The sequence below is a fragment of the Paenibacillus sp. NPDC056933 genome, from assembly GCF_042674385.1.
Classification (GTDB): domain Bacteria; phylum Bacillota; class Bacilli; order Paenibacillales; family Paenibacillaceae; genus Paenibacillus.
Genome location: NZ_JBHUQN010000001.1, coordinates 2,747,072 through 2,760,960, shown reverse-complemented (window position 1 = coordinate 2,760,960; position 13,889 = coordinate 2,747,072). Strand labels below are relative to the sequence as shown.

The 13,889-nt window shown below is 44.0% G+C and carries 12 protein-coding genes; 3 read left to right on the top strand and 9 right to left on the bottom strand.

The window, feature by feature from the left end; translation table 11 throughout:
- The first annotated feature begins 99 nt into the window (after positions 1 to 99).
- Positions 100 to 1,809 (top strand): sensor histidine kinase, encoded by a 1,710-nt coding sequence (locus ACFTRD_RS12310; protein WP_379380144.1) that lies wholly within the window; start codon positions 100 to 102, stop codon positions 1,807 to 1,809.
- Between the two features lie 10 nt (positions 1,810 to 1,819).
- Positions 1,820 to 3,460 carry a response regulator gene (locus tag ACFTRD_RS12305; RefSeq protein WP_379380142.1) on the top strand — a complete coding sequence of 547 codons (1,641 nt, stop codon included), beginning with the start codon at positions 1,820 to 1,822 and terminating at the stop codon, positions 3,458 to 3,460.
- A gap of 155 nt (positions 3,461 to 3,615) precedes the next feature.
- Here the strand turns inward: ACFTRD_RS12305 and ACFTRD_RS12300 are convergent, their stop codons facing one another.
- The 7 genes from ACFTRD_RS12300 to ACFTRD_RS12270 form a co-directional block, all read right to left on the bottom strand.
- Entirely contained in the window at positions 3,616 to 5,304 is a 1,689-nt protein-coding gene (locus ACFTRD_RS12300; protein WP_379380140.1) for an extracellular solute-binding protein, read from the bottom strand.
- Between the two features lie 199 nt (positions 5,305 to 5,503).
- A complete protein-coding gene (bglS, locus tag ACFTRD_RS12295; protein WP_379381336.1) occupies positions 5,504 to 6,217 on the bottom strand; it encodes a beta-glucanase in 714 nt (237 codons plus the stop codon).
- 216 nt (positions 6,218 to 6,433) lie between these two features.
- The gene (locus tag ACFTRD_RS12290) at positions 6,434 to 7,894 is read right to left on the bottom strand and encodes a serine hydrolase domain-containing protein (RefSeq protein WP_379380138.1); all 1,461 of its coding nucleotides are present in this window, start codon (positions 7,892 to 7,894) and stop codon (positions 6,434 to 6,436) included.
- Positions 7,895 to 7,945: 51 nt separating this feature from the next.
- Positions 7,946 to 9,058: a HAMP domain-containing sensor histidine kinase gene (locus ACFTRD_RS12285; protein WP_379380136.1), complete on the bottom strand. Its 1,113-nt coding sequence runs from the start codon at positions 9,056 to 9,058 to the stop codon at positions 7,946 to 7,948.
- A complete protein-coding gene (locus tag ACFTRD_RS12280; RefSeq protein ID WP_379380134.1) occupies positions 9,025 to 9,699 on the bottom strand; it encodes a response regulator transcription factor in 675 nt (224 codons plus the stop codon). Before ACFTRD_RS12280 ends, ACFTRD_RS12285 begins: the two co-directional genes overlap by 34 nt.
- 287 nt (positions 9,700 to 9,986) lie before the next feature.
- Entirely contained in the window at positions 9,987 to 10,481 is a 495-nt protein-coding gene (locus ACFTRD_RS12275; RefSeq protein ID WP_379380132.1) for a DUF3600 domain-containing protein, read from the bottom strand.
- Positions 10,471 to 11,037, bottom strand: a complete 567-nt coding sequence (locus ACFTRD_RS12270) for a sigma-70 family RNA polymerase sigma factor (RefSeq protein WP_379380130.1) — start codon at positions 11,035 to 11,037, stop codon at positions 10,471 to 10,473. Before ACFTRD_RS12270 ends, ACFTRD_RS12275 begins: the two co-directional genes overlap by 11 nt.
- 194 nt (positions 11,038 to 11,231) lie before the next feature.
- Here ACFTRD_RS12270 and ACFTRD_RS12265 point away from each other — a divergent pair, with 194 nt between their 5' ends.
- On the top strand, positions 11,232 to 11,702 hold the full coding sequence (locus tag ACFTRD_RS12265) for a ferritin family protein (protein ID WP_379380128.1): 471 nt from the start codon (positions 11,232 to 11,234) through the stop codon (positions 11,700 to 11,702).
- 167 nt (positions 11,703 to 11,869) lie between these two features.
- Here the strand turns inward: ACFTRD_RS12265 and ACFTRD_RS12260 are convergent, their stop codons facing one another.
- Complete coding sequence (locus ACFTRD_RS12260) at positions 11,870 to 12,442, bottom strand: sugar O-acetyltransferase (protein ID WP_379380126.1); 573 nt, start codon at positions 12,440 to 12,442, stop codon at positions 11,870 to 11,872.
- Positions 12,443 to 12,586: 144 nt separating this feature from the next.
- The gene (locus ACFTRD_RS12255; RefSeq protein ID WP_379380124.1) at positions 12,587 to 13,438 is read right to left on the bottom strand and encodes an ROK family protein; all 852 of its coding nucleotides are present in this window, start codon (positions 13,436 to 13,438) and stop codon (positions 12,587 to 12,589) included.
- Between the last annotated feature and the right edge of the window lie 451 nt (positions 13,439 to 13,889).

Genomic DNA, 13,889 nt, shown 5'->3' with positions numbered 1-13,889 from the left:
AACTTGTATATTAAAATTATAGCAATCGAAATTTGCAATCTATATCCTAATATTGCAACAACGATATCACTATTTTAATGAGATTGGGGAGGTTTCACTTTGCTCAGCCGTTTGAATGTATTTACCAAAATTACGTTGTTATTTGTGATGCTGCTTATTCTGGTGCTGTTCCTCTACACCTACTCGAACAGAGAAAGTGTGCGAGTCATTGAACATGAAATCCAGAACAACACCATGAATCATCTATCAACGTTTGCCGACTCTGTAGAATCCAACATTTACCAATTGTCTCTCTACGGAATGTCGATCGGACAGGATTCCAGCATTCAGGAATATCAGCGCCCGGACTATAAAGATGTTCCTTATGAGCGTGTCAAAGTGGGGAGTGCCATTCTGGAGAAGATGAATCTGTATAATGCAGCAAGTAAATGGCATTCGACCATTACCCTGTACTTCCCCCGAATGAAAAAAGTGATATCAACCGATTATTATGCTTACATTCCATACAGAGATAATGAATTTACAGAACCGCTGTCGCAATCCTGGACCTATGCCGACAATCATTTTATCTGGCACACGACTGATCCGACGACTGCGATGGCCAAACCTGATAAAGCGAAATTAATTACCAAAATCAGTTTTCCGGTTCACCATTTAGTATCTCTGCTCAATCAAAACAAACTAAATAACAAAGGTGATCCATTCATGTTTCATCCTGATTATGGCTTAATCAGCAACAGCTCCGGAATGGATACACTGAAAGCCATCGAGTCTTCGCTGAAAGATACAAAGTTGCAGGCCAATGGAGGATTCACAACCACACTGAATCAAACGGAGTATTATGTCTCGTACATACAATCCAAAAGCCTCGGCTGGTATTATGTGGACTATGTGCCGATGCAGCAAATCCTGAGGCCAATTACAAGCAGTCGAAATCTCTTCTATGCATCAATTGCTGTTCTGATTGTGATGAGCGTTATAGTTCTGTATACACTCTATCGAAGCGTGCAGCTCCCTCTTCTCCAACTTGTAAGAGGAACGAACCGCTTATCCACCGGGGACTTTTCCGTTCGCCTGAATTACACGGCCCGCAATGAATTCAGCCTGCTGTTTGCCCGTTTCAACATCATGGCGCAGCGAGTTCAGGAGCTGATTGAAAATGTATACGAGGAGAAATTAAGAAGTAGAGAAGCTACGCTAAAACAGCTGCAATCCCAGATCAATCCCCATTTCCTGTATAACTGCCTGTTTTATATCAAAAATATGGCGAGGATGAAAAATGAAAAAGCTGTAGTTGCCATGGCACTTAATCTGGGAGAATATTATCGGTACATAACTAGGTCTGAAAAAGACCTGGCAACCATTCGTGAAGAGTTGACCATGGTCAAAAATTATCTGGAGATTCAGTCCCTTAGACTGGAGCGAATGCATTTTACAATTGACGTGCCCCATGCTATTTTAGATAAAACAGTGCCCAGATTGACACTTCAGCCGATCATTGAAAACGCTATTATTCATGGTCTTGAGCCCCGATCCGAGGATGGCGAGATCAGAATCTATGCCGACTGCAAGGACGATGTGTATACCATTACCGTGGAAGACAGCGGACTTGGCATGACTGATGAACAGTTGGATCAACTGAAATCTGATCTGCTTAAACCGCTCGATGAGGATATGGGTTGCGGTACTTGGAATGTACATCAGCGATTGTCCTTTATGTATGGTGAGGCGGCAGGACTGGCCTATAATCACTCTTCATTAGGTGGCGTTAAAGTCAATATCATATGGCACGAGAATACAGATAAGTAGGTGAACTACCTTGCTGCAATTATTGCTTGTGGATGATGAACGTTCAGTTGTGGAGACGCTAGCCGAAACGATTCCGTGGGAAAGCTGCGGGATCGGCACCGTCCATGAAGCATTATCCGGAGCGGTGGCGCTCGAAATCATGGAAAATCACGACATTGACATTGTTATCACAGATATACGCATGCCCGAGATGTCAGGTATTGCACTTATTACAGCCATCCACGAAAAATGGCCGCATGTGCAAACTATTCTATTATCCGGTCACGCTGATTTTGAATATGCGAAGCAGGCGATTGCTCAGGAAAGTTTTGATTATTTGCTGAAGCCTGTTAGTGATGAAGATCTCATCGAATCGGTCCAGCGCGTCGTCAACCGAATCAAGGAAAAATGGGAATCGGCTGCTTCTTACCAAAGGGCCCTGCACGTCTTTCAGGATAATTTGCCATTGCTGAGATCCACGATGCTGCATGAGTTGCTGACAGGGAAAATCTATGATCAGAAGACGCTGTCAGAGAAGCTTGATTTGCTGGAACTACCCTATTCCGTCGGGGAGGATCTCGGTATGCTGGTCATTCGCATGGAGGAACATCTGTCCGAGATGGCACAGAGCGACCTTGCTTTGATGGAATATGCCATTTGTAATATCATCAGCGAAGTAATGCAGGGTCATTTTCATATTTGGCATACACGGGATGTTCACGATTACATTGTTGTCCTGGTCACGATGAAGCCTGCAAGCAAGATGAGTCTTAAGAAGGACGAGAAGCCTCAAACGTTGCTTGAGCATTATGCGGCTCAGATTCAAACGAATGTGCAGTCGTATTTGAAGGGTGCAATCTCCATTTCCGTGTCCAACTGGGGGAAATTCCCTTATGAAATAGAAGAGATTTATGAACGTGCGGTTATGTCTATGCGCAAACGAATGGGACAGACTCAGGGTTTGTTCGTGACAGCTTCAGATGAAACGGATATCCATCCTCTTCCTGCCATCAGATCCCTATACAAGCCGCCAACGTTAATTAGCCTGTTGGAAGCAGGACGATTTGAGGATGTTGATCAAAAAATCGAAGTTATTTTTGAGGAACTGCTGCATTCGGGCGAGCAGCATGATATCGCCGAGTCAACGATTGAAGTGTATTATGCCTTGGCTGGTGCGTTTGCCTACATTATTCATAAAAACGGCAAGCAGATCTCGGCTGTACTGCCAATGGAATCTTATCGCTACTTTCAAGCTCCCACTTACTCTACCGCCCAGCAATTACAGGAATGGTCTATCCGTACCCTCCATTACATACGTGATGACGCTGATCAAGAGCTGAAGGACAACCACAGCACCATTGTTCGCAGCGTTAAAAGTTTTGTGGATTTGCATTTGGCATCAGACGTGTCGCTGCCTGCAATTGCCGACCATGTGCATCTGCATCCTGTGTACTTGTCCAAGGTGTATAAGGCGGAGACCGGAGAAGCGCTTACTGCATATGTCTACCGATTAAGAATGGAAAAGGCAGCATATTATTTACGTACGTCCACAACCAAAGTTTTTGAGATCGCCGAACTGGTCGGTTACAACAATACCGCCTATTTCATCCGTGTATTCAAAAAATTCTATGATGTTACTCCACAAGAATATCGGGAAAAACTGCCTGTATAAATGAACTGGCCTTTGTTTCAAAGCTTTGATTCAAAGCTTATTTTCTGGCACCCTACCCCTTCCCATTTGTTCAAAAAAGCATTGCAGGAGAATTTCTCCCGCAATGCTTTTTTGATATTGGAGCCGCAATAATATATTCATCGACCTACCCATTGTTATTTTCCGCTTTTCACGGATTGGTACCATTCGTTTACTTCTTTGGTAATTTGGTCCCCACCAGAGGATTTCCATTTTTCTACAAATGAATCAAACGCATCAACAGAGGTTTTGCCATAGATGATTTGGGAGAAGGTGTCTTTTTCCATCTTCGTTAAAATGTCATTGTTCATCTGCATGGTCATCGTAGGTGCGCCTGTAAACATCTGATTGAAAACAATATCCTTTTGATCCAGAACAATCTTGGCTGCATCAAGCATCGGTGTCGGTACGCCAGATTTGATTTTTCTCTCAAAAGGCGTCGTTGGAGCTTCACCGCTTGCGAGCTTCGCCAATGTAGTCATGCTCAGACTTGGAATCCGCGCTCCGTCAAAGGTCAACGTGTATTTCTCGGGAGCAATACCGCCTGTTAGACTTGCATCGGTTGATGGTTTTCCGTCCACCATAACCCAATCATATCCTTCGGCAAATCCGAATTCAAACTCATCACCCTCTTTGGGGTTAGCATAATGATCAAAGAGTTCGTTCTGATAAGTGAAAAAGACTTCCGGATTCTTCATGTCCTTGTTGATGAGTACTACGCCATTTCCATTCGATGTACCGTGTCTGCCGGCCTGACCGTCAGGACCGGAAGGAATAGGATAAGCCTTGTATTCCGCGTTTGGATTGTTTTTCTTCACATCCTCCAGCGGCCAAGACGGCATCCAGTGAGGGCCAACCACAATCCCTGCCTTGCCAGCAGTGAATTCTTCGGCAGCCTTCGTTTCATCATATACGCCTGCTTCCTCCGGTATGTAGCCTTTGCCCATCCAGTTTTGCAATCTTTCCAGCGCCTGTTTCGCTCCTGGTGTCACGGAACCGTATTCCAACGTTCCTTCTTTCGTCAGATTCCATTGGTTTGGCATCGTACCATATGCGCCAAAGACCCATCCGGCTTCAGACATCCATGTGTTCAGCCAGTTCTTGAAGCCGATGGTCAGTCCATACGTATCCTTCTTTCCGTTTCCATCCGGGTCCTGATTCGTAAACGTTTCCATGATTACTTCAAGCTCATCCAATGTTTGGGGTGCTTTCAGATTGAATTTCTTCAGCCAATCCTCACGAATCCACATTACTGGGTCACCGTTATAGGCATAATCCAGAATAGGAATACCAATTCGTTTGCCATCCTGCATATATGGATACCATACCGAAGGATCTTCATTTACAGCACTTTTCCATGTATCGCTCGCATACGTATCAAATAACTCGCCTGCATCCACAAACTTTCCGGATTCAATCAATTCACGTACCAGATTGAATTCTCCACGATACGAGATAATATCAGGCATCTCCGCATTGGATGCAAGGGACAGACGCAGCTTTGTCTCGAAGGCATTGTTGGTGGATGGAGATATCCACTGATTTTTCAGTTCGATTCCAAGCTTTTCCTTGGCCCATTTGGTATGAACGTTGTTATCCTGGTCTTCGCCTGGTTTGAATTTGACGTCTGGCCCCCAAGGCCGCAAGTAACTAATCGTCACCGGAGGGTCATACTTCCCGTCTTTAAGCTCCAAAGCTTTAGCTGGAGTGGTCGGTTCTGCCTCTTTACTCCCCCCATTGCTGCTGCATCCACTCAGGAGCGCTGACAGGGACAAAACACCTACCAATACCAGACTTCCTATTCGTCTCTTTTTACTTGTGTCCAACTCAATTCCCCCAGTCTATGTAATGTTGCTTACAGATTAATAATAATGAAGGAATGATATTAATGCCCATACTAATTTTGCAACATTTATTGCACTAATTTAGGATATTGGAAATTGAATACCTATATTAAATAAATACAACTATGCGCTGTCACAAAACAAAAGCAGCCGTTAAACGGCTGCTTGCGATGACTGTATATTAATTGCTCGTATATTTAACCCAGTCGTATTCTGCATACAATGGATTCGCTCCGTTATAGGGACCTAACCAGCTATCTACCCCGGTTCCATTCCATACATTCATCATGATTTTACCAGGTGTTTTCGGGATATTACTGGTTGCAGTGTGTTTCAATACGCCATCAACGTACCACTTGATATGCCCTGCCTGCCAGTCGAAAGCATAGGTGTGAAACCCTTGTGATGCATCAAAGCCGAGATTGATAATCTTCTCATGATTACCAACCCCGTTTGTATAATAATTAAACTGGACTTTGGTGGTGTCTTTTCCCAAAAATTCAATATCAATCTCATCCCATTGTGTGCCATGAGCAGGCCCGGTGTACGTAAAAAAGGAGGAGACTATGCCTGTGTTCTTGGCAGGTTTCATGCTGACTTCGTACAAGCCGTACCCGTAATTATTGGTGGAGCGATATTCCCCGCAATCAAATTTGTTGAGAGCAGAACTGGTCAAGCCCAGCTTGAGTTTGCCATCACTTGTGAAATTAACATTGTTGGCCCTCCAGGTACAGTTGAACATTCCTCCGTTAGAGTAACCATCTGCCTTTTGCCACGTACTTGAGTTGAAGTAGCTTAACGGTTCCCAGAACACATACCCTGCGAAAGCGCTTACCGAAAAGAACAAAGAAACAACACCCGTTACCACCAATGTGTACCAAGACTTCCTTTTCATCATACACCTCCATGAATGATTCCAACCATGGAAGAGTTGAGGCAAGTGATCCGCCGGAAAAACCGGTAATCCTCTCGCCATAACCTACTTGTATAGCGCTTACATGGTTGGTGTTTCCATTTTATATGGATGTGGACCGACTAACTATAGCAAACTTTAAAGAATGGATATTCATTTTTAAAGATTTTTGTGCAAAGAAATCTGCATTTAATTACTTTATAAATGCTTTTTTGTATTCTGAATGTAGACATAATAATAGCAAGCCAAATGCACGAAATTCACAAGTGACCATACAACAAGCCATATGACTGGAGACGACAGGGTAGTCCAGATACCGAACGCAGGCAGCACACGTCCTCCGCCGACAAACGTTACAAGCGGGGACAGAGACAAGAGAATCAGAATCGGGATCAGTCTTCCGACAGTTATCAGAATTAATGTGCTGATCGTCAGGCGTTTGTTCCTCCGACGGATGCGAAAATAAGCGAACATTCCCCATGCAAGTGTAGCGAGGATCAGCACAATCATGAACGTTTCCAGATTACGGGCGTTTAGAAAAGAGGTTTCGGGCTTCTCCCCTCTCATGATATCTGTAATCCCATTAATAAATGAGGAGTAATTCACAAAAGCGTTTATACCCGAATTAAACATCAACACAATGCCCATCTGCTCGTTCAAATAAACCACTTCTTCTGACTTGTATGTCCAGAAAATGCCGCTATGGGAGATCGTTCGACCGCTGGACTCATCTTGGTTTGCAAGCCAGCCCATGCCGTACGGCCCAATATCTCCTGCTGCATGATATTGTTTCATCAGCACGGGGGAAACGAGTTGGCCCTGAAATTGGGCAAGCATCCATAGGGACATGTCTTCAGCGGTTGAAACGATACCGGCAGGGCCGTCTATGAACCAAAGTGGTTCCGATTGACCTATGGAACGTCCCAAACTCAAGTAATGTCCTAGCGGTATCATTTTGTTCTCATTGATTTGCTGTGTTGTACTGACACTGAAGGTATGGTTCATTCCCAGCGGTACAAAAATATGTTTTTTCAGGTAATCCGAAAAGAGCTCCCCGCTGACGCTTTCCACGAGGTTCGCCAGCAGCACGTAATTGGGATTATGATAGCTGTAGGCGGTTCCGGGGGTATGGGCAAGTTGAACCTTGTTTAATAATCGGTTGGCCTCATGCAAGGTTTGGAATTGCGGAGTTCTCGTCATATCGGGATTTACTTTGTCATTGAGACCGCTGGTCTGGTTCAATAAATGACGGACCGTGATGTCATGAACACGAGGATCCTGTGGAGAAAGCTCGGGAAAATAGGAAACGTAAGCAGTATCCAGATCGATCAGACCCTTGTCCACCAGCTGCAGAACGGCCAATGCAGTAAAGGACTTGCTTAACGAAGCAATGGGAAACCGGGTGTCGCCTGTAACCTGTTGCCCATCCGCGAATGTCCCATAGCCTTTTGCGTAAAAGACCTCAACGTTATTGACAATTGCCAGTGAAGCAGCCTTGATGTGATTGGCCTGCATGCTCCGATTCATATAATCGTCGATGTCCTGCAGGACTTCTGTCCTGTCTCGGGCTTCATTGGCGGAAACGGAGTTTGCCCACATGCTACATAACCACAATAAGCAGCTAATTGTGATATACATTCTTTTGTTCAGTTTTAACATAATAACACTCCTTGAATTCAAGATAAGGAGATGTTATCAGATCATTTTCAACTATTTATCAACTTGGGTCCCAATACTTGCCGTCACGCTTCCGCCGCCGTGAGTTCCGTTTGCAATCTGGAGACTGCCTTCATGTTTTACGCAAAACACCTTGCAAACGTAAAGTCCCAACCCGCGATGTTCGGTCGCATCCCATACCTCGCCTCGGTAAAAAGGAAGTATAGCTTTATATAGGGCTTCGTTCGAGAAGCCTGGACCGTCGTCTGAGACGGTAATCTTCATGGTACCTTCTTGAATGACATAGTGAACGTTCACTTGACTGGCTGCGTATCTCACCCCATTAGCTACCATATTCTCGAAAATTTGCATGACGAGATAGGGATCTACATGTATTGAGGCATTATCATATTCCAAGGAAGAGACGAAGCGTATACCGAACTGCCTTGCGATTTGTTCGGCGCTGCCGTCCAGCAAAGCAGTCAATGAGAGGGTATCCATCCACTGGCAATTCAACGGGACATCCTCCAGCCTCTGAATGGAGTTCATGGCCTCCGCATAGCTCTCCAGACGCTGAATGTGAAGGTTCATGGTATGAATTAAGTCGAGCACCTTTTCTTCCGACAACTTCTTCTCGGGCAGATAGGTAGCGAGAAGCTCGGCGTTTCCTTTCAACACCGACAGGGGTGTTCTCAGGTCATGGGCAAAAATTGCATTGATCTGCTTGCGCTCCTCAACCGACCGCCAGAGCGTCTTTACGTTTTTCTCCAATTGTGAGCGCATGTTTTCAAATACCGCAATCAGCTCGCCCATCTCGTCCCGGCTGTCATAGGAAATGCGGAAGCCTAGATCGTTGGCCGAAATGTTCTCGGATGCTTGTTTTAATAGCTCCAGCGGACGTTTTAGTTTCCATCTGTAAAATAGAACCGCCATGGTGACAATGCCAGCGGCCACGGTTAGCAGCACCGCCGTGACCAGGGATGGCAGTACCCAATCCGTCTCTCCGAAACGCAGCCGCAGACTCTCCGCCCAAGCAAACTCCATGGTTATGACGGCCAGCACAACAATGAGCGTGACCACGCAAAGCAGAATAAAAGATTGCAGTAAGGTAAACCGCTTTAGCAGCAGCCTATTCATGAGCTTGGCCATTTGTATCCGACTCCCCAAACGGTCTCGATTCGGTTATCACAGCTGTATTCCTTTAATTTGGAACGAATACGCCGGATATGCTCTGCGATCACGCTGCTGTCGCCTTGATTGTCCATGCCCCATATCGTGTCGTACATGCGTTCTTTTTCAAACACCATGCCGGGATGCATGGACAGCAGTTCGATAATGTCGAACTCCTTTTTGGCCAGAGGAATGCGTCTTTCCCTGTAATAAAGCTCCCGGGCCGTATAGTCAATAACCAAATCGTCGTTAAACTTCACCGAGGATTTGCTTTGGATTCGCTGTTCCCTGCGTATATGCGCTTCGACCCTGGCCCCCAGTTCGCGAATGCTGAAAGGTTTCAGGATATAGTCATCGCCTCCAGCCCGAAATCCGGCTATTTTATCGGCATCTTCAATTCGAGCCGTTAAAAATAAAATTGGGCAAGTGACAAAGTCTCGGATTTTCTCACACAATTGAAGACCGTTCTGCTCAGGCATGTTGATATCCAGCAAAACGAGATCGGGTTGTTGTTCCACTTTCCTCAGCGCTTCCCGGCTGTCCTTGGCCGTCATGACGGAATATCCGTTGATTTCAAAATAATCGGTCAGCAGCTTGCGAAGATCTGCTTCATCGTCCACGATCAATATTTTAGGCATTTTTTGTCTCCTGTATCTCAAGTATTTGAATTAAGCATAGCATAAAGAATGCTTTATTATGGATAGGAAGAAGCTCCTCAAGACAAAAAAATTACCAGTTACAAAAACTGGTAATTTAAGGGAGGATATATATTCTTATATCTGTAATTTCAGATCCCTTTTTATTGATCCGAAGTATACGTTAAATGAGGAATATTGGTGGATTAAAATCATCTGCTGAGAACGTAATCACTTGAGGTGCAAGCACCCCAAACAAGAGCTGTGGTATTATACAGAAACGCTTCCTTTTAATGGCTGTTAATTTTCTCAAAGTACGGGGCCAGCTTGGAGGAAAGCTGTTCAAACTGCTGCTGTTCTTCTTTGGTCAACTTCTCTTCATGTTTGACTCCTTTTTCATCAGTAATCTTCAGCTTTAATTGCACCACCTGCTTGGTTAGTTCCATATATTCCTTGAATTCGTCTTCCGTGAGCTTACCTTTGGCAGCTTGAAGCATACCTTCAATCTCTTGATATTCTTCCTGTGTACCACCGTGCTGTTCAATGGTCGTAGAAGAACCAAAAATATCATCGGCCAGATAGGAAGCAGCGAAGGCGGCAGACGGAATCAGGATTGCTACTGCGGCAATCCCTGCGAGCATGCGTTTTTTCATCAATAATTTACCTCTCTTATCATTCATATAATGTTGATAGGACTGTTCGACGCGTCGATACAACTCGGGTGGGCAATGCATCGAATCCGCCACCTCGCGAAGCTCTTCACGCAACTCCTTGTCAATGGACATACGCGTCTCCTCCCGTCAATTCGAATCGTTTACGGAGTTCTTTCCGCGCAAGATGATGTCTGGATTTCACTGTGCCCACGGGAATCTGCAGCATGTCTGCAATTTCTTCCAGAGTATAGTCGTGAAAATAGCGCAGGATGACGACGACACGTAGTTTATAAGACAACTGGCGGACAAGGCTGAACAGTTCATGCTGCGTTTCAGACTGCAGGACAGCTTTGTCCGTCCAGTCGAACTGTGGTTCACAAGTCATCTGGCGGTTTCGTTCAAAGAGGCGCATTCGCCGCCAGGTCTTTCGTTTCCAATCCTGGACAAGACGGACAGTGATTCCGTGCAACCATAACCGAAACGGCCGATTCGGGTCGTAGTTGTGAAATGACCGCCACATGCGCATGTAAACTTCATTCACAATATCCTCAATTTCCTGTTTGTTGTAGACGAGAAAAGCTACTGTACGATAGACGTCTTGATGAGTCGCCTGATAGACAAGCTGAAAAGCCGACTCGTCGCCTTGCACCGCTTTTTCAAGCCACGGAATTAACTCTTTATCATTCATAGGGGCCCCTCCTGAACGTGTTACAATCCTTAATTCGCTCCCGTAGAGAAAAAGGTTCAGTAAGAGAATAAACTTTTGCTCAATGATTCCTCTTTGTTTCCACTGTCGATATATTTTCACCTTTTATGTAGGGGTAACGCTTATAGGCGCATGCGCATATATTGGCTTATTATTTAAGTTGGAGGTTTTTTTATATGTATTTAACTTATCCCTATTGCTACAGATCCCCCTTTACGCCCATTTGGGCCATATCCACAATCGAAGCCATCGAATTGATTAAGGAGGCCGTTCAAGGAGAACGGAGCGATGAATTGTTTTACGACTCTCTAATCAAACTTGCCCCAAATTCTTATCAAGCCGAAATTATCGAAGGAATTAGAAATGATGAACGTGGGCACAATCAAATGTTTCGACAAATGTATACGGATTTCACAGGACAACAAATTATGGAAGCGAGCAATGAAAAAGCGGAGCCAGTTGAATCTTATATTTTGGGATTACAAAAAGCTTTTCAAGGTGAATTAGCCGCAATTGAGAAGTACAGAAGTATTTGGTTTGGACTCCCGCAGGGCATATATAAAGATACCCTGTGGGGTATTATTATCGACGAACAAAAACACGCAGATAAGTATAATAATTTATTAATATCTAATCTATCACGATGAAGTTTAGCATTGCGGAATTTAATGGATCAAGAATTGTATGACTAGATAAAAAGGAGCAGTTTTAGACTGCTCCGCCATAACCAAGTGAATCTGGAATTTCTTAATGCCTCATTTCAATAAATAAATATTGGACAATACATCGTTGAACCATGGATTTAATCAAAGCTTTATACAGCATGAGTCTCTTCGATTTGTTTAATTACTCTCGCCGGATTGCCACCAACTACCATGTTGTCCGGAACGTCCTTAGTTACAACTGCTCCAGAGGCAATGACGACATTATTACCTATGGTTACACCTGGATTGATGATTGCTCGACCACCGATCCATACATTATTTCCGATGTTTACTGGCTTTCCATATTCCGGTCCTTTATTTCTTTCCATGGGATCCAGCGGATGTGTAGCAGTGTATATATGGACACCTGGGCCAAACATACAATGATTACCGATTCGAACCTCACATACATCCAGAATTGTGCAGTCAAAGTTAGTATAAAAGTGTTCACCCACATGGATGTTATAACAGTAGTCAAAACGAATATTGGGTTCCATTCCTAAGTGTTCGCCTGTAGATCCGAGCAATTTTCTAAGTATTTCTACTCTTCGTTCACCATCCGTTTCAGTGGTCAGATTATACATTCGTGTCATTTGTCTGGCATATGCCCGGTCACGTGTAAGTTCTGGATCCCAAGACTTATACAATTCTCCATCAATCATTTTTTGTTTTTCTGTTTTCATAGTTGTTTTTATCCTTTCTGAGTACAAGAATCAGGGCATTTAGTAAGACCCAAGATGCAGAAGAAATTCCAGGTAAAATAAAGAGAAAAAGCAAGACATTACGCGTAATTTTGGGATGATTTGTGTTAAATATCAAAGTGAGCCTCACCTCCTCTTCTCTACTAGCTGCAGCGAATAAGAAAGGCTTTCCAGTGTCATTTTGATTAATCCACACATGTAATCCTCATCTGGATTATCCAGCAATATTAAATGGGGCATATGTAACTCTGGAATATACTTTAGACATTCATTTCGAATTAACTCAACATCTCCCGTGCTCATTAAATCACCTGTCAAAGCAATCGTTTCCGGGTTCATCACAGCGATCAAACTCGATACTGCACGGGCAGCTAAAGGATGGAACGTGTCTCGATTATGAAGCAGCCTAAACTGTTCAGCATGAGACAATTCAAAAGGAAGAAAGGCGATCTCTCCGGCAAAATGAGAATTTCCCCTGTGAATGTGTCCATCAATCATGATCCCTGCCCCCGGTAAAGAACCTTCAATAAATGTAGTAACGATAAGGGATTTTCTCTCATGGTATCCCCGTCTTTGATAAAGTCCGTAAACCGTTAGGTTCATGTCATTATCCAGAATAACCTCAACCTTATGCTTTTCATGAATGGGAGCAACTAAATTGACATGTATTAGATTCGGAATATCACAAGAATTAATCACTCCTTGATGCACTGCCCCTGGAACGCCAATTCCCAAGGCTCTGATTCGGGGATATTTCAATATAAGTTTGTCAGTTAACTCATAAATCAATTCTTCATTCATTTGTTCAACTTCCTGATATCCTTCTTCTAATGACTCACCAGCCAGATTAACGACACGGTACGTTAGGGAATGAACCGTTACTCCAGCTTTCACAATAATGCAGGCGATATTTGCAAAGTTCACGTTATACATGTACATTTGCGCAGGTCTGCCTCCATTCGATTCCTCCAAATCCAACTCAATGAGTTCACCTGTGCTAAGGAGTTCATGGAGTATATTACGGCATGTCGCTATACTTAAACCTGTTGTCTCTGCCACCATGGATTTGGTTCCCTGCCTCATGTTTCTCAGCGCTTCTCGTACCAATTCCTGGTTCATTTTTTTGACACGCATGGTATTGTTAATCAAAGGTTCCATTGTTTTTCACCTCCACCCACTTTTGATAACACTTTCGTTAAGTATTAACATAATGTATATCCCTTTTGTTGTCTACACTTTTGTGTTCAAGTGATCACAACTGGGGGTAGTACCAGCGTAGCTGACACCACCCGCGAAGTAATCATTGGAAAAAATCTTCAAAAGCCCGTTCCATTTGATCACTTTTTTCAGAGACCGCGAACAGTATAAATTGGTCCTTCACCCTCCAAACATGCTTTTTCACGAGATGAGATGTTTCCGGGCGATAATC

What these genes read in the sequence shown, in the direction of transcription:
- bglS (WP_379381336.1), bottom strand. Translation starts at nt 6,217, where the DNA reads ATGAAAAGGAAGTCTTGGTACACATTGGTGGTAACGGGTGTTGTTTCT.
- ACFTRD_RS12290 (WP_379380138.1), bottom strand. Translation starts at nt 7,894, where the DNA reads ATGTTAAAACTGAACAAAAGAATGTATATCACAATTAGCTGCTTATTG.
- ACFTRD_RS12280 (WP_379380134.1), bottom strand. Translation starts at nt 9,699, where the DNA reads ATGCCTAAAATATTGATCGTGGACGATGAAGCAGATCTTCGCAAGCTG.
- ACFTRD_RS12275 (WP_379380132.1), bottom strand. Translation starts at nt 10,481, where the DNA reads ATGTCCATTGACAAGGAGTTGCGTGAAGAGCTTCGCGAGGTGGCGGAT.
- ACFTRD_RS12270 (WP_379380130.1), bottom strand. Translation starts at nt 11,037, where the DNA reads ATGAATGATAAAGAGTTAATTCCGTGGCTTGAAAAAGCGGTGCAAGGC.
- ACFTRD_RS12265 (WP_379380128.1), top strand. Translation starts at nt 11,232, where the DNA reads ATGTATTTAACTTATCCCTATTGCTACAGATCCCCCTTTACGCCCATT.
- ACFTRD_RS12260 (WP_379380126.1), bottom strand. Translation starts at nt 12,442, where the DNA reads ATGAAAACAGAAAAACAAAAAATGATTGATGGAGAATTGTATAAGTCT.